Annotated in this window: 15 protein-coding genes; 12 read left to right on the forward strand and 3 right to left on the reverse strand. The window is 72.8% G+C overall.

Annotated elements, in window-relative coordinates; genetic code table 11:
* Nucleotides 1-23 precede the first annotated feature (23 nt).
* From EAO72_RS37220 to mnhG, 6 genes are read left to right on the forward strand one after another with little or no spacing between them, the layout of a single operon-like run.
* Nucleotides 24-2,948 carry a Na+/H+ antiporter subunit A gene (locus EAO72_RS37220; protein WP_148021417.1) on the forward strand — a complete coding sequence of 975 codons (2,925 nt, stop codon included), beginning with the start codon at nucleotides 24-26 and terminating at the stop codon, nucleotides 2,946-2,948.
* The gene (locus tag EAO72_RS37225; RefSeq protein ID WP_315986328.1) at nucleotides 2,945-3,574 is read left to right on the forward strand and encodes a Na(+)/H(+) antiporter subunit C; all 630 of its coding nucleotides are present in this window, start codon (nucleotides 2,945-2,947) and stop codon (nucleotides 3,572-3,574) included. The genes EAO72_RS37220 and EAO72_RS37225 overlap by 4 nt, the downstream gene beginning before the upstream one ends.
* Nucleotides 3,571-5,223 carry a Na+/H+ antiporter subunit D gene (locus EAO72_RS37230; RefSeq protein ID WP_148021418.1) on the forward strand — a complete coding sequence of 551 codons (1,653 nt, stop codon included), beginning with the start codon at nucleotides 3,571-3,573 and terminating at the stop codon, nucleotides 5,221-5,223. Before EAO72_RS37225 ends, EAO72_RS37230 begins: the two co-directional genes overlap by 4 nt.
* Nucleotides 5,220-5,855, forward strand: coding sequence for a Na+/H+ antiporter subunit E (locus EAO72_RS37235; RefSeq protein WP_148021419.1), 636 nt, complete (start codon nucleotides 5,220-5,222; stop codon nucleotides 5,853-5,855). The genes EAO72_RS37230 and EAO72_RS37235 overlap by 4 nt, the downstream gene beginning before the upstream one ends.
* Nucleotides 5,852-6,187, forward strand: a complete 336-nt coding sequence (locus EAO72_RS37240; protein ID WP_148021420.1) for a monovalent cation/H+ antiporter complex subunit F — start codon at nucleotides 5,852-5,854, stop codon at nucleotides 6,185-6,187. Before EAO72_RS37235 ends, EAO72_RS37240 begins: the two co-directional genes overlap by 4 nt.
* Nucleotides 6,184-6,537, forward strand: a complete 354-nt coding sequence (gene mnhG, locus EAO72_RS37245; protein WP_148021421.1) for a monovalent cation/H(+) antiporter subunit G — start codon at nucleotides 6,184-6,186, stop codon at nucleotides 6,535-6,537. Before EAO72_RS37240 ends, mnhG begins: the two co-directional genes overlap by 4 nt.
* A gap of 22 nt (nucleotides 6,538-6,559) precedes the next feature.
* On the opposite strand, the gene EAO72_RS37250 is transcribed toward mnhG, so the two are convergent.
* Together EAO72_RS37250 and EAO72_RS37255 are read right to left on the reverse strand one after the other, a co-directional pair.
* Nucleotides 6,560-7,060 carry a DUF6069 family protein gene (locus EAO72_RS37250; protein ID WP_222724137.1) on the reverse strand — a complete coding sequence of 167 codons (501 nt, stop codon included), beginning with the start codon at nucleotides 7,058-7,060 and terminating at the stop codon, nucleotides 6,560-6,562.
* Between the two features lie 129 nt (nucleotides 7,061-7,189).
* Nucleotides 7,190-9,262 (reverse strand): hypothetical protein, encoded by a 2,073-nt coding sequence (locus EAO72_RS37255; RefSeq protein WP_148021422.1) that lies wholly within the window; start codon nucleotides 9,260-9,262, stop codon nucleotides 7,190-7,192.
* Nucleotides 9,263-9,410: 148 nt separating this feature from the next.
* On the opposite strand from EAO72_RS37255, the gene EAO72_RS37260 reads away from it, so the two are divergent.
* From EAO72_RS37260 to EAO72_RS37285, 6 genes are all read left to right on the forward strand, one after another.
* A complete protein-coding gene (locus tag EAO72_RS37260; protein WP_148022250.1) occupies nucleotides 9,411-10,514 on the forward strand; it encodes a DmpA family aminopeptidase in 1,104 nt (367 codons plus the stop codon).
* A 489-nt stretch (nucleotides 10,515-11,003) separates the two neighbouring features.
* The gene (locus EAO72_RS37265; RefSeq protein ID WP_148021423.1) at nucleotides 11,004-11,924 is read left to right on the forward strand and encodes an alpha/beta hydrolase; all 921 of its coding nucleotides are present in this window, start codon (nucleotides 11,004-11,006) and stop codon (nucleotides 11,922-11,924) included.
* On the forward strand, nucleotides 11,921-13,210 hold the full coding sequence (locus EAO72_RS37270) for an MFS transporter (protein WP_222724138.1): 1,290 nt from the start codon (nucleotides 11,921-11,923) through the stop codon (nucleotides 13,208-13,210). The genes EAO72_RS37265 and EAO72_RS37270 overlap by 4 nt, the downstream gene beginning before the upstream one ends.
* The gene (locus EAO72_RS43575; protein ID WP_261991748.1) at nucleotides 13,207-13,563 is read left to right on the forward strand and encodes a hypothetical protein; all 357 of its coding nucleotides are present in this window, start codon (nucleotides 13,207-13,209) and stop codon (nucleotides 13,561-13,563) included. The genes EAO72_RS37270 and EAO72_RS43575 overlap by 4 nt, the downstream gene beginning before the upstream one ends.
* Before the next feature lie 213 nt (nucleotides 13,564-13,776).
* Nucleotides 13,777-14,604: an SDR family NAD(P)-dependent oxidoreductase gene (locus tag EAO72_RS37280; RefSeq protein WP_148021424.1), complete on the forward strand. Its 828-nt coding sequence runs from the start codon at nucleotides 13,777-13,779 to the stop codon at nucleotides 14,602-14,604.
* 141 nt (nucleotides 14,605-14,745) lie between these two features.
* Nucleotides 14,746-15,174 carry a DUF6234 family protein gene (locus EAO72_RS37285; RefSeq protein ID WP_222724139.1) on the forward strand — a complete coding sequence of 143 codons (429 nt, stop codon included), beginning with the start codon at nucleotides 14,746-14,748 and terminating at the stop codon, nucleotides 15,172-15,174.
* 99 nt (nucleotides 15,175-15,273) lie between these two features.
* On the opposite strand, the gene EAO72_RS37290 is transcribed toward EAO72_RS37285, so the two are convergent.
* On the reverse strand, nucleotides 15,274-15,734 hold a 461-nt coding region (locus EAO72_RS37290), incomplete at its 5' end, for an ABC transporter permease (protein WP_148022253.1).

Here is a 15,734-nt window from a genome sequence, read left to right on the forward strand (position 1 = left end):
ACCCCGCCCGCCGTGCCGGCCGTATGACCGCGCTCGTCATCTGCCACTTCGTCCTCGCCGCGTGCGCGCGCCCGCTGGTGCGGTGGCTGGGCGCGCGCGCCTTCGTGGTTCTCGCGCTGCCCCCGGCCGCAACCACGTGCTGGGCGTTCACCCAGTGGGACACGGCCGCCTCCGGCGCCTCGGTCACCTGGTCGTGGAACTGGATCCCCGCCTACGACGTCTCCGTCGCCCTGCGCCTGGACGCCCTCGCCGAACTCATGGTGCTGCTCGCGGCGGGCGTCGGCACGCTCGTCCTGCTCTACTGCGCCTCGTACTTCGGGGACGACACCCCGCAACTGGCCGGATTCGCCGGGAACCTGCTCGCCTTCGCCGGGGCCATGCTCGCCCTCGTCCTCAGCGACGACCTGATCACGCTCTACGTCTTCTGGGAGCTGACCACGGTCTTCTCCTACCTGCTGATCGGCTTCGACAGCGAGCAACGGCACAGCCGCCGCTCCGCCCTCCAGGCGCTCACCGTCACCACCCTCGGCGGACTCGCCATGCTCCTGGGCTTCCTGATTTTCGGTCAGGCAGCGGGCACCTATCGGATCTCGGAGATCCTCGCCGACCCGCCGCGGACGAGCGTCGCCGTCTCCGTGGCCGTCGTGCTGATCCTGTGCGGGGCCCTGTCGAAATCGGCGATCTGGCCGTTCAGCCTCTGGCTCCCGAACGCCATGGCGGCACCCACCCCCGTCAGCGCGTACCTGCACGCCGCGGCCATGGTCAAGGCCGGCGTCTACCTCGTCGCCCGGCTCGCCCCCGGCTTCGCCGACGTCCCCGTCTGGCGGCCCGTCGTGATGGTCCTCGGCGCCGCGACGATGCTGCTGGGCGGCTGGCGGGCCCTGCGGCTCAACGACCTGAAGCTCGTCCTCGCCTACGGCACCGTCAGCCAGCTCGGCTTCCTCACCCTGCTCGCGGGCGTCGGCAACCGGGACGCGGCGCTGGCCGCCGCGGTCATGATCCTCGGTCACGCCCTGTTCAAGGCACCGCTGTTCCTCGTCACCGGAATCGTCGACCACGCGGCCGGCACCCGCGACCTGCGCAGGCTCTCCGGCGTCGGACGGTCGCTGCCGTACGTCTGCGCCGTCGCCGTGACCGCCGCCGCCTCCATGGCCGCACTGCCCCCGCTGCTCGGCTTCGCCGCCAAGGAGGCCGCGTTCGACGCCCTGCTGCACGGCGACACGGCGGACCGCTGGGCGCTGGGCGTCACGGTGGCGGGCTCGATGCTGACCGTCGCGTACACCGTCCGGTTCATCTGGGGCGCCTTCTGGCGCAAGCCGGGGCTCGCCGACACCCCGGTCCACGGGGTCAGCCCGTCCTTCCTCGCACCGCCCGCCCTGCTCGCCGCCTGCGGGCTCGTCCTGGGCCCCGGAGTGGGCTGGACCGACCGGCTGCTGAGCGCGTACGCGGACGTCTTCCCCGCCCCCGCCCACCCGTACCACCTCGCGCTCTGGCACGGCTGGGGCACCGCGCTGCTGCTGTCGGCCGTCGCCACGGCGGGCGGTGCGGTGCTCTTCGCCGTGCGCGGCCCGGTCATCAGGCTCTCCCGGCGGATCGCCTGGCCGACCGCGGACAGCGTCTTCGGCCATCTGCTGCTGGGCCTGGAACGGCTCTCGCTCCAGATCACCGGCTTCGTCCAGCGGGGCTCCCTGTCCGTCTACCTCGCCACCACCCTGCTCGTGATGCTCGCCGGCCAGCTCACCGCGCTCGGTGTCGACCGGCCCTGGCACGGGGCGCCGCCACCGCGGCTCTGGGACGTACCGCTGCAGGGCGCCGTCGCGGCGCTGACCTGTGCGGCGGCGCTGTCCTGTCTGACCGTCAGACGGCGCATGAAGGCCGTGGTGCTGGCCGGGCTCACCGGATACGGGGCCGCGCTGCTCTTCGTCGTCCAGGGCGCCCCGGACCTGGCGCTGACGCAGTTCTGCGTGGAGACCGTGTCGATGATCGTGTTCGTGCTGGTGCTGCGGCGGATGCCGGTGCACTTCCAGGAGTCGATGAGCAGCTGGCGGCGGGCCGTCCGGATTCCGGTGGCGCTGGCGGCGGCGGCCACCCTGAGCGTCGTGGTGTGGGTCGCGGCGGCCGCGCGTACCGCGGAGCCCGCCGGAGCCGCCATGGTCGAGGAGACCGCGCACCACGGTCTCAAGGACGTGGTGGCCACCATCCTGGTGGACCTGCGGGCCTGGGACACGATGGGGGAGTCCGCCGTCCTGGCCGCCGCCGCGATCGGCGTGACGAGCCTGATCTACCTGCACCGCCGCGCCGAGGGCGATCCCGCGCCCCCGGAGGCGGGGCGGCACACCGCCTGGTCGGTGTCCACACCCCCGCTGACGGGAGTTCCGCACGGCGACGAAGGCGCCCCGGAGCGCGACTGGCTGGCGGCCGGCTCCACACTCGCACCCGAGCACCGCTCCCTCGTCTTCGAGGTCGTGGCACGGCTGCTGTTCCACCCGATCCTGGTGCTCTCGGTCTATTTGCTGTTCTGCGCCGAGAACATGCCCGGCGGCGGATTCGTCGCCGGACTCGTCGCCGGGGTCGCGCTGATCACCCGCTACCTGGCGGGCGGCCGCTTCGAACTCGCCGAGGCCGCGCCCCTGCAGCCCGGGCTCTTCACCGGCCTCGGCCTGTTCGTGTCCACCGGAGTGGCGCTCCTGGGCCTCGCGGACGGCACCGTCCTGCACGCCTGGACCCACCACGGCCACCTGCCCCTGATCGGCGACTACCACTTCGGCACCCCGGTGATCTTCGACTGCGGGGTCTACCTGCTGGTCCTGGGCGTGGTGCTGGACATCGTGCGGGCCCTCGGCGCCAAGGTCGACCGGCAGATCGAGCGGGCGGCGGCCGTACAGGCGGCCAGGACCGGACCGGCGCCAGGACCGGCCGCTCCCGAGACGGGAGGCACCGCCCCGTGACCGTCAGCGCCTCGCTCCTCGCCACCGCCGCGGTGCTGTGCGCGGTCGGCGGCATCCTCATGCTCACCCGCCCCCTCACCCGGATCCTGCTGGGCGCGGTCATCGCGGGCAACGGCATCAACCTGCTCGTCCTGGCCGCCACCGGATCGGCCGGCCGCGAACCCCTCCTCTACGGCGTCGAACTGGGCCGGGTCACCGACCCGCTGCCCCAGGCCATCGCCCTCACCGCCATCGTCATCACGCTGGCCACCACCGCGTTCCTCCTCGCCATGGCCTACCGCGCCCACCAGCTGACCGGCACGGACGAGGTGCACGACGACGACGAGGACCGGCGCATCGTGCTGCGCGCCGAAGTACTGGGGGAGCGCGACGAACTGCGCGAGCAGTACCGGGCCGAGGCCGAACCCAGCGCCGAGGCCCGCCGCCGCTACCGCGAGGAGCGCCGCCGTCTGCGGGCCAGACTGCGGGCCGACCGCGCCCTCCAGGCCCGCGGCCGGGACGCGAGCGGGGACCTGTGGCACGACGTCCTGGGAGCGGACCCGGAGGACTATGGGGCACCGCCGCCGGCGAAGGCGCCCGAGACCCCGACCACCCCCGACGACGCGAACCGAGGAGACACCGGGTGAACGCACTCGTCCCGCTGCCGGTGCTGCTGCCGCTCTGCGCCACCGGCCTGAGCCTCGCCTTCGGTACCCGGCTCAAACAGTTCCAGCGCTTCATCAGCGTCGCCGTCCTCACCGCCGTACTGGGGCTCTCGGTCGCCCTGATGATCGCGGCCGATACGAACGGCCCGCTCAGCGTGCATCTCGGCGACTTCGCGCCGCCGCTCGGCATCACCCTGGTCGCCGACCGGCTCTCCGGACTCATGCTGACCGTCTCCTCGGCGGTCACCCTCTGCGTCCTCGTCTACTCCCTCGGCCAGGGCATGGCCGACCGGGACGAGGAGACACCGGTCGCCGTCTTCCACCCCGCCTACCTGATCCTCGTCGCCGGGGTCTCCTGCACCTTCCTCGCCGGCGACCTCGTCAACCTGTACGTCGGCTTCGAGATCATGCTCGTCGCCAGCTTCGTCCTGCTCACGCTCGGCGGCACAGGCCCCCGGATCCGGGCGGGCTCCACCTACGTGATCATCTCCCTCTTCTCCTCGATGCTCTTCCTCACCGCCATCGCCATGACGTACGCGGCCACCGGCACCGCCAACTTCGCCCAGCTGGCCGGCCGGCTCGGCGAACTCCCGCTGGGCGTCCAGACCCTGATCCAGGCCATGCTGCTGACCGTCTTCGCCATCAAGGCCGCCGTGTTCCCGCTCGCGGCCTGGCTCCCCGACTCCTACCCGACCGCGCCGGCCCCCGTCACCGCGGTCTTCGCCGGACTCCTCACCAAGGTCGGCGTCTACTGCATGCTGCGCACCGAGACCCTGCTCTTCCCCGGCAACCGGCTCGGCGACCTGCTGATGGCCGCGGCGCTCGCCTCGATGACAGTCGGCATGCTCGGCGCCGTCGCCCAGACCGACCTGAAGCGGCTGCTCTCCTTCACCCTCATCAGCCACATCGGCTACATGGTCTTCGGTATCGGCCTCGCCACCCGGGAGGCGTACGGCGGCGCGATCGTCTACGTCGTCCACCACATCACCGTCCAGACCACGCTGTTCCTGGTGGCCGGACTGATCGAGCGGCGGGGCGGCACCACCGAGCTGACCCGGCTCGGCGGCATCGCCAGGGCCGCCCCGCTGCTCGCCGTCCTGTTCTTCGTGCCCGCGATGAACCTGGCCGGCATCCCCCCGCTCTCCGGCTTCATCGGCAAGCTCGGACTCATGCGCGCCGGTGTCGCCGACGGCAGCGTCTGGGCCTGGATCCTCGTCATCGGGTCGACCGCGACGAGCCTGCTCACGCTGTACGTGATGGCCAAGGTCTGGAACCTGGCGTTCTGGCGGACGGCGCCTCCCGGCCAGGCCGCGGACGGCACGGTCCTGGAGTCCGACGACGACAGCGACGACGACACCGACGAGGGCCCCGACCGGATGCCCGGCACCGGTGACGAAGGAGTACGCCCCCGCCACGAGCCGGCCGGACGCGCGGTCGCGGCCACGCTGCACGGCCACGCCGTCACGACCACGACCAGGCTCCCGCGCCCGATGACCTGGGCCACCGCGGCGACGGTCGCGCTCGGCCTCGCCTTCACGGTGTTCGCCGGTCCGCTCACCTCGTACACCGACCGCTCGGCCGCCGAGCTCATCGCGCGCGTCCCCTACATCGAGGCGGTGCTCGGCCGGTGAAACGCCTGATCACGTTCCCCTACCGGAACAAGAACCTGCCCCCGTTCAGCTGCGAGTTCGGCGGCCGCCGGCCACGTGTGCTCGACCTCCCGCTGATCGCCTGGCTCACCGTCATCTGGGTGATGCTCTGGTCCAGCCTGAACTGGGCGAACGTGCTGACCGGCGTCGTGGTCGCGGTGGCCGTCTGTCTGGCGTTCCCCCTGCCGCAGGTCGATCTGGGGCTGCGACTGCACCCCTGGGGCATCCTTCGGCTGGTCACCTATCTGCTCTACGACATGTACACCTCCGGCGTGAAGGTCACCCGGCAGATCTTCGCGGACCGCCCGCACCGGGCCGCCGTCATCGCCGTCCCGCTGCGCTGCCGCTCGGACCTGATGCTCACCGCGACCGCCGTCGCGGTGTCGAACGTGCCGGGCGGATCGATCGTCGAGGTGCGCCGCGCCACCGCCACCGTCTTCGTGCACGTCCTCGACGCGGACCGGCCCGCCGAACTGGACGCGGCCCGGCGTTCCGTCTGGCGCATGGAGGAGCTGACCGTGCGGGCCTTCGGCACCCGCGACGAGATCGACCGGGTCGCCGGCCCGCCCCCGCACCCCGGCGAGCGGCCGGGAGACCAGGAGGAGGGCGCATGAGTGTGCCGGAGACCGTCGACCGGGTGCTGTTGACCGCATCCGTCGTCCTGATCGTCGTCGCCGGAGCGGGCCTGCTGTTCCGTATCTGGCGCGGCCCCTCGATGCTGGACAGGGCGCTCTCGCTCGATGTCTGTGCCGCCCTCATCATCTGCGGGCTCGGCGCCAAGTCCGCCTTCGCGCGGGATCCGTTCTACTTCCCGATCATGCTGGTGCTGGCCTTCCTCGGCTTCACCGGTTCGGTCGGCATCGCCCGCTTCATCGCGGTGCGCGACCGCCCGCCGGGCCGGGCGCGTACCGACGGCGAGCCGCGGACCGGCAAGGAGGCGCCATGAGCAGCTGGCTCCAGATCGTGGACACGGCGGGTGCGGTCCTGCTGCTGATCGGCGCGGCCATCTGTCTGCTCGGCGTCATCGGCATGCTGCGACTGCCGGACGTCCTGTCCCGCAGCCATGCCGCGACCAAACCGCAGTCGCTCGGCATGCTGCTGGTGCTGGCGGGAGTCGCGCTGCGGCTGCGCAGCGGCATGGACCTCGCGACGCTGGCGCTGATCGGCTTCTTCCAGCTGATGACCGGACCGGTGGCCGCACACCTGGTCGCCCGCTCCGCGTACCGCACGGGCCAGATCGACCACGGTGAGCTGCTCTTCGACGAACTGGACGAGCAGCTCACCGAGGAGAGCTGACGCGGAGCCTCCCCGCTCGCGGTCAGAAGTCCTGGCGCGTCGCGCTGCGGCCGGCGGCGGACAGCAGGGAACCGATGGCGATCCCGATGACGAGATACAGCGCCGCCGAGCCGATCCTGGCAGCCGGCGCGGCGGACGTGGTGAAGGGCAGCAGCACCATGACGGCGGTGGCGAGCGTGACGATCCACACGAAGAAGGTGCCCGGCTGCGGCGTCGCCAGCATCAGCAGGTGCAGCAGGGCCGTGGCCACCAGGGCGGCGAACGCCGCACCCATGGCCAGCACCCCCGTCGACGCGTCGCCCATCGCACCGTCACCCTCCGGCGCGAACACGGGGATCCCGAGCACACCCCGGATCAGCAGCAGACCGACCACGGCGGTGAGCGCGGCGACCAGGGCCGTCATCGCGCCGCCCGCCCACAGCTTCCCCGCGTCGACGCGGGGGCCCTGGGTCCGCGGCCGGTGCTGCGGCGGTACGTATCCGGTCCGCTGCGGCTGCCAGTCGTAACCGTCCTGTGGGTCCATGACCGGACCTCTCCCCTCGATCGACCGAATCCCGATCGTCGGACGGCCGGGGCGCGGAGGCGACCGGGCGCGGTCCGAACGGGTGAGACCGGCGGGGGATGACGGAGGCTCAGGACCGTGCCCGCGCGGCTACCCGTCCTCGGCGCCCGCCGTCAGGACCGCCTCGATCGTGCCTTCCTGCAGCGGGTGCGGGGACTGGGCGGCGAGCCGTGCGTACAGGCGGTGCCAGGCCGCTTCGTCCTCGACCGGCAGATGACGGCGCACCAGCACCGCGACGCGGGCCAGGGCTTCGGCCACCGCCTCGGGCGCGTCCGCCCGGTGACGGGCATCGCCCAGGTACCGCAGGACGCACGGCCCCTGGCCGGCGACCCGGACCAGGTCGTCGGCGGTGATCACGCCCTCGTTCAGCATCCGGTCGAGCCGGTCGATGGCACCGTCGGGCGTGCTGCTGTAGCTGATGCCGTTCCTCAGGATTCCGCGGGCGATCACCGGGTCGTCGCTCCGGCACACGGTCCGGCCGCGCTGGTGGTCCAGGGCAGCCGCCCCGGTATGCCTGGCCAGGACCTCCGAGGGCGTCGACGGGCGGTTGACGATCTGGGGCCAGTGCGCGAACGGCTCGCGCGCGTGCTCCGCCTCCAGATACGGCCAGTCGGCCCCCCAGCCGTCGAAGAGCAGCATCAGCTGCGCCGTGTCCGTGGCACCGGAGCTCCGGCTCACCCGGCGCAGCCGCGCCACCAGCTTCGGCGTGGTGAACTCCCGCTGCGCACGCGTCCGGAGGGCGGCCCGCGGGTCGGGGGCCGTGAGTGCCTTGGCACAGATACGGCCGACGGCGGGGGAGACCCGGCCCGTGGCCAGGAGCGCGGTCAGCCGGGCGGGGCCACCCGCACGCAGCAGGGCCAGACAGCCCGTCAGGTGTTCCTGGACCTTGAACTTCTTCCGGCCCSGCCCGGCGAACGCCGCCTCGATCAGCTCCGGTTCCCGCGCCTGGAGGCATTCGTGGTGGACGAGGGAGGAGATCTCCGCCACCCGCGGCGCGAGATCCACGGCCGGGTCCGTGAGGGCCTGGTGCCGTTGGTCCGGGGTCACCCGGGCCCAGGTGTTCACCACGCTCAGATGGATGTCCTGATCGCCCCGCGCGAGCAGGGGCACGGCGGTCCGTCCGTCCAGATCCATCCCGCGGGCCAGGACGAGCAGTGCCTCGCGGTCACCGGCGTCCATCAGATACCGCAGCACGCCGGGAGGAGTGCCGTGGCGCACGGCGACCAGGTACTGGGCGAGCAGGACGCCCGTGCCGTCGGGCAGCGCGGGCATGACGCGGTCGAGGACCGTGCTCTCCGCCCGCCGCAGCACCTCGCCGGACGGCCACCACCACGTCGCGTCGAACAACTCGTCGGACGCCGGCTTCCTGCGGCCCCGGCGGACGAAGGTCCGCTCGTCCTCCAGGTCGCGCGTGGGCAGCAGGACGCCGGGATCGGGCTCGAGCGACCCGGCCAGTTCGAGCAGCTGCGGCCAGGTGATGTCCGGCCGGTCCGACGTGGGGCGGCAGGTCCTCTCCACCGCTGTCAGAAGCCTGAGCCAGGCCTGCGGATCGGTGCCCAGCGCGCCGGTCAGCACGGTGCGCAACTCGCGTTCGAAGGCGTGACGGACACGGTTCGCCTGCCAGTGCACCCGGACCGGCATCGACAGACGGGCCGGCAGCACCTCCAGGACGTCGGCCGCCGTGACGATGCCGCCCAGGTAGAACGGGGAGAGCCAGGTCGCGAGGGACGCGGCCTTCCTGCTGCCGGTCAGGCCGCGGCTTGTGCGGTCCGTCTCGAACCGCAGCTGCTCCAGGACCTCCGCCCGGTCCGGCAGGCGTTCCGGGCGTGGGCCCTGGGGGTCGCGCTCGGGGAATCCGCAGGCCGCCCAGGACTCCGTCAGCCAGTCGGGACATCCGGTGGCCGCCGGCCAGTGGGTGCGGTGTGTGGCACCGAGGAAGCGGACGACCTCGGGATCGCGCGGGACCGGCGCCCGGCCCCCGCCTCCGTCCGCCGCCAGCCGCCGCAGCAGATCGATCGCCGCGACGGCCGAGCGCTCGGTCGCCCGGAACGGCGCCGAGTGCACCCGCCCCCGGGTCCGGGCCGTGTGCCCCGCCTCCGCGCCGGCCGCCGGCCGCCCCGCGCCGCCGATGTCCGTGTCCGTCGATGCCCCCGTTGTCGTCATGGACGAAGTCCAGCACATGGCTCTGACAACGCGTCGGGGAGCCGTGCCCGCTCGGCCCCAGCCCCCTGCCCCGGCCGCGCATGATCACGTAGCCTCTGGGCGCATGAAGGACGACGGCACGCAGGAGGAAGCTGTGGACGACCACCGTATGAGGGCGCGGGAACTGGGCATACCGCTGACCGGCGAACCGGGGCCGTGGAACGCGATCACGGACGTTCCCGGCGTCGAGGTCGGGTACGTGACCCTCCGCGAGGGCGACGACGTACGCACCGGAGTCACCGCGCTCCTCCCGCGCGGCAGGGACGGAGTGGGCCTGCCCTGCGCGGCCGGCCTGCACTCGTTCAACGGCAACGGCGAGATGACCGGCACCGCCTGGATCGAGGAGAGCGGATCCCTCGCCGTTCCGGTGCTCATCACCAACACCTACGCGGTCGGCCCGGTGCACCGGGGCGTCGTCGAGTGGGTACGGACCAACCGCCGCGACATGGCGCCCGAATGGCTGCTGCCGGTGGTCACCGAGACCTGGGACGGCCACCTCAACGACATCCACGGCTCGGCCGTGCAGTCCCGCCACGCGGCCGAGGCCATCGAGGCGGCGGCCTCCGGACCCGTCGAGGAGGGATGCGTCGGCGGCGGTACGGGCATGCGCTGCTACGGCTTCAAGGGCGGCTCGGGGACCGCCTCGCGGGTCGTGGAGTACGGCCAGGACCGGTACACCGTGGGCGCCTTCGTGCAGGCCAACTTCGGCGCACGGCGCGAACTGGTGGTGGCCGGCGTCCCGGTGGGCCGCGAACTGCCCGACGGGCCCGGGCCCGAGCCCGAGCCCGACGGTGCGCGCCAGGTCCCGCCCGGCGCGGGCTCGGTGATCGTGGTGGTGGCCACGGACGCACCCCTGCTGCCCGGCCAGTGCGAGGCGCTGGCACGGCGGGCGACCCTGGGCCTCGCCCGTACCGGCACCACCGGCAGCCACTTCTCCGGTGACATCTTCCTGGCCTTCTCCACGGCCAACGAGGGCGCCCTGACCAGTACGTTCCCGGAGGACGACGGCAGCGCCCCGTACGAGTCGATGCGCTTCGTGCCCTGGGGCCGGATGGACCCCTTCTACGGTGCGGTCGTCGAGTCGGTGGAGGAAGCGGTCCTCAACGTGCTCACGGGCGCGCACGCGATGACCGGCCGGGCCGGCCACCACGTCCCGGCGCTGCCGCTGGACCGGGTCTCCGAACTGCTGGCCGCGCGGGGCGCGGTGGCCTAGGACCTCTCGCCCAGGTCGTCCAGGTCGTCGAGGCCGTCGAAATCGTCCGGACCGTACGGGCAGCCGGCTGCCGTGCCGATTGCGCCGGAGGCGTCCGCCGGCCACCGGTTCCGACCCGGACCCGGTCCTGCCCGGCCGGATCCGGCGGGCGCATCGCGGTGGCGGCCCGGGGCGCCGTGCCGGAGGAGGGCGGCTGCCTCGTGCCGTGGTTCCGCGCCATGAGGTCCTGGCGGAGCGTCCTCCTCACCCGTGCGGGCGAAGCCCCCGGAATCCGCCCCCACGGGTGTGCCCCTCCCGGCGGAGAGGGGCACAGGCCCTGTGACGGCCGGTCCGTGACGGTTTCCTGACCGGTGCCTGTGCGTTCTCCGACGCTGCGGAGACGGAGATCTGAAGGAGCCTTGACCCGGCACGCCTTGTCCCGTTCCGCAGTCGCCCCCGATGCTGGAAGGACCGCGCCCGAGGCGGGCGGAAGAGAAACGGGGACGCGCGATGCTGACGACGACGGCACACCCTGCGCGGGAAAACCCCGCACCAGGCGGTCTGTCACCGGGAGTCCGCAGGATCACCCTCGAAGCCACCGGCGGGATCCCGCTGTCCGGGCTGCTGAGCGAACCCGCCGACGGACATCCGCCACGCGCGACCGTCGTCGCCCTGCACGGCGGCGGGATGAGCGCCGGATACTTCGACGGGCAGGCGCATCCGGACGTCTCCCTGCTGACGCTCGGCGCCCGCCTCGGCTACGCCGTGCTCGCGCTCGACCGGCCCGGCTACGGCGCCTCGGCCCCGCACCTGCCCACCGGACAGCACCTCCTGGACCAGGCGGCGACGGTCCGCTCCGCGCTCGCCGACGCACAGGACCGCCACGTGTCCGGTCCCCTGTTCCTGCTCGCCCATTCCTTCGGCGGCAAACTCGCCCTGGCCCTCGCCGCCGACGCACCGTCCGACGCCTTCGTCGGCCTGGACATCTCCGGCTGCGGGCACCGGCCGGCCGCCTCCGCGACCGTCCTGAACCACGGGGCGCGCACCGGAACGCGCCGGCTCAACTGGGGCCCGCTGGGGCTCTACCCGGACGGGACCTTCCGTGAGGCAGCGACCGTCGTCGCCCCGATGCCCGACCGGGAGATCGCCTCCGCGCAGGAGTGGAGCGGGCTGGCCACCCGCCTGCTGCCGCGCGTGGGCGTGCCGGTGCGCTTCACCTTCGCCGAGCACGAGGCCTGGTGGTGCCAGAGCGACGCCGACCTCACCGATCTCGCCGCACAGCTCTCGGCGGCGCCCCGGGTCCTCGTCGACCGGCTCGCCGGAGCCGGGCACAACATCAGCCTGGGCCGTGCCGCCAGGGCGTACCACCTGCGGGCCCTGGCCTTCCTCGACGAGTGCCTCGACGACGGCGCGCCCTCTGCCGCACGGTGACCGCCGACACCCGGGCCCGGCCCTTCCGGGCCCTCGGGATCCGCAACTTCCGGCAGTTCGCGGCAGGCCAGGTCGTCTCGGCGGCGGGCACCTGGATGATGGTGGTCGCCCAGGACTGGCTCGTCCTGGAACTGACCGGGAACTCGGCGACGGCCCTCGGCACCGTCACCGCCCTGCAGTTCACCCCGATGCTGCTCCTCACCCTCCACGGCGGAAGGCTGGCCGACCGGTACGACAAACGGGTCCTGCTGCTCGCCGCCAACCTCCTGTCGGGCCTGCTCGCGCTCCTCCTGGCCACGTCCGTCCTCACGGGCACGGCCGGCCCGGGGGAGGTCTACGTCTTCGCGTTCTGCCTCGGACTGGTCAACGCCGTCGAGGTCCCCACCCGGATGGCCTTCGTCGGTGAGCTGGTGCCCGTCGGGCTCCTGCCCAACGCCTCGGCCCTGAGCGCCGCCTACTTCAGCGTCGCCCGTGTCGTCGGCCCCGCCGCGGCCGGCCTCCTCCTCACCGTTCTCGGAACGGGCTGGGTCATGGTCGTCAACGCCTTCAGCTACCTCGCCACCGTCGTCGCCCTGCGCCGGATCCGCCCCGACGAGCTCTACCGCACGGCGCGGGGCACGGGGCGTGTGCGCGTCGTCGACGGGCTCCGGTACGTGCGTGGGCGCCCCGATCTCCTCATCCCGTTCGCCATGATCGCCGGCATCGGTCTGTTCGGTCTCAACTTCCAGCTCACGCTGCCGTTGCTCGCCCGGACCGTCTTCCACACCGACGCCTCCGCCTTCGGCCTGCTCACCACGGTCTTCGCGGCGGGCTCGCTCACCGCCGCGTTCCTCACGACGGCCCGCACCTCACGCCCCTCGGCCCGGCTGGTGACCGTCTCGGCCCTCGCCTTCGGGGCGCTGGAGGCCGCGGTCGGCTGGGCTGCTTCCTTCCCGGCCGCCCTGGCCCTGCTCTTCCTCACGGGCGGCGCCTCCGTCTACTTCGCCCAGGCCGTGAACCACCGCATCCAGCTGGGCAGCGATCCGCTCTACCGGGGCCGGGTCCTCGCGCTGTACACCCTCGTCCTCCAGGGCTCCACCCCGCTCGGCGCCCTCGCCGTGGGGTACCTCGCCGAGACCAGGGGCGCCCGGAGCGCGTTCGTCGTCGGCGGGCTCGCCTCACTCGGTACGGGTATCGCCGCCCTCTGCCTGCGCGCGGGCCGGAGCGCACGGGACCGCGCCGGTGACGGGCCGGGCACGGACACCCCGGCCGCCGATGACATGCGGACCGGGAAGGCACGGCCGTGAACGCCGGTCGAGGCCGCCCTGCTGCTCGCCCGCTCGTCATCGGCTCCGCCCTGTCCAAGCCGGTGGCCGGACGCCTTCCGGGCCGGGTCGGTTCACGGCGCCTCGTTCAGGCGGGCGCCGTCCTCGCGCTGCTGAGCGCGTTCGCCTTCACCCGTATCGGCGCCGGCACGTCCGAAGTGTGGCCGGCGATCGCCGCGTTCCCCATCGGCGTGGGTCTCGGAGCGGTCGGCGCACCCACGATCCCGTCGCTCCACCGCACCCTGCCCGGATACCTGTCCCGCAGGGAAGTGCGGTGCTCTCCCCGCTCGACCAGCTCGGGGCCTCGATCGGCATCACGGTCGTCGCGCTCGTGATGCGGACCGTGGGCGACGGGGACCCGGTCCGCGCTTCCACGCCGCATACTGGACCGCGTCGGTCGTGCTCGTCCTCGTGCCGGCGGCGTCGGCTCTGCTGCCCGGCCGGCCCGCATCGGCGCGCGCCGTGGAGACGGCGCACCCGGGGCCCACGGCCGGCGGAAGTCCGGCGGAGGAGACCTCCTCGTCCGCCCCCGCGCTGGGAGGACGCACGTGACGACCCTGGTCATCGCCGGAGGAACCGACGGCATCGGCAAGGCACTCGCCCAGGTGTGTCTGGGGCGGGGTGACACGGTCGTCGTCATCGGCCGGAACCCCGAAAAGGGCCGCCACTTCCTGGACACCGCGAGGGCGTCGGGCGCCGGCGAACGGGCCTTCTTCGTCACGGCCGACCTCAGCCTCCTCGCCGAGACCTCCCGTGCCGCCGAGGAGATCCGCGCCGCCTTCCCGGTGCTCGACGCGCTCGTCCTCTGCGCCCGTCACTATCGTTCCCACCGCACGGAGACCAGCGAGGGCTACGAGGAGAACTTCGCGCTCTTCTACCTGAGCCGTCACCTGCTCGGCCAGGCGCTCACCCGGCCGCTCTCCCGGGCGGAGCATCCGGTGGTCGTCAACGTGGCCGGTCCGGGAGCCGGACTCGAACTGGTCCGGTGGGACGATCTCCAGCTCAGCAGCGGGTACCACGGCGGGGCTGCGCTCGGCCAGGGCGGAAAGCTCAACGACCTGCTGGGCGTCAGCTACGCCGAACAGCACGGACCCGCCGGGATCCGCTACGTACTGATCCATCCCGGCGTCACGGCCACCGGCTTCTCCGGCGAGTACGACGCCGGCACACTGCCCCACATCAGGTCGATGCAACGGCACGCGAAGCCCGTCGAGGCCGCGCTGCCGCCGATCATCGAGGCCATCGACAGCCCTCCGGCCGAGGCACTCAGCGCATACGTCGAGGGCCGTCGCATCCCGGTCGGCACCCGGGACTTCGACCCCACGGCAGCGCGTCGGCTGCGTGACCTCACCGACCGTCTCCTTGCGCGGAGTTGACACTGCTGACGAAGACCCGCAACGGCCGCTCCGGGAAACGGAACACCACCACACCCTCCTGCCCGCGCCGCCGGAACCCCATGACGTCGAATGAGTGTGCGTACTCACGTGCACCGGTGGCCGGTTCGGCAGCATGGGGTCATGACTCATGAGCTTCGCGCGCGTCCGGCCCGGCGCAGGTGGCCCTGGTCGAACACCACGTCCCGCGGTACGGACATCGCCACGGCCGTCATGCTGCTCATCGTCGAGGCCCTGGTCTTCGGATGGACGATGTTCGGCTACGGGTTGGAGGGCTGGGCCGCCCAGGGGAGGCAGGAGGACATCGACGAGGCGGATCTGGCGAGCATCGCGTTCATGCAGCACTTCCTCGTCGCCGTACTCGTCCTCTTCGCGCTCGCGGCGCTGGCCCGCTCCCCGTGGACGGCGGTCCTGCAACTCCTGACGGCCGGCGCCGTCGTGATGATGTTGGTGCTCACCCAGCACGAGTACGAACAGTCGCACCCCGGCCCCGCGCCCACCCCGAGCGCCGGCTACTCGCCCTGCTACAGCGGCAGTGGACGATGCGACTGACCGGACGAAAGGCCCTGGCCGCCCACGCGCGACGGCCGTGCCCCGGAGCGGCGTACGCCGCTCCGGGGCACGGCCCGGTCTTCGAGCCGCAGCCCGGAACTACTTCGGGTCGTTGTTGAACTTGGCGGTGGACCAGAAGTAGCCGAGGACGGTGAGGGCGAGGCACCAGGCGAGGGTGAGCCAGCCGTTGTGGCCGATCTCGGTGCCGAGGAGGAGGCCGCGGAGGGTTTCGATGGCGGGGGTGAAGGGCTGGTACTCGGCGATCGGCTGGAACCAGCCGGGCATGGTGTCGACGGGGATGAAGGCGCTGGAGAGGAGGGGCAGCAGGATCATGGGCAGGGCGTTGTTGCTGGCGGCTTCGGCGTTGGGGCTGATGAGGCCCATACCGACGGCGATCCAGGTGAACGCGGTGGCGAAGAGGACCAGGAGCCCGAAGGCGGCGAGCCACTCCAGGGTGGTGGCGTCGGTGGAGCGGAAGCCGATGACGCAGGCTCCGGCGACCAGGACGACGGCCGCAAGCGTGAGGTTGCGGGTCGTTTTCCGGTCGGTGCGTTCGGCCA

Source organism: Streptomyces sp. OR43 (genome assembly GCF_008042275.1).
GTDB lineage: Bacteria > Actinomycetota > Actinomycetes > Streptomycetales > Streptomycetaceae > Streptomyces.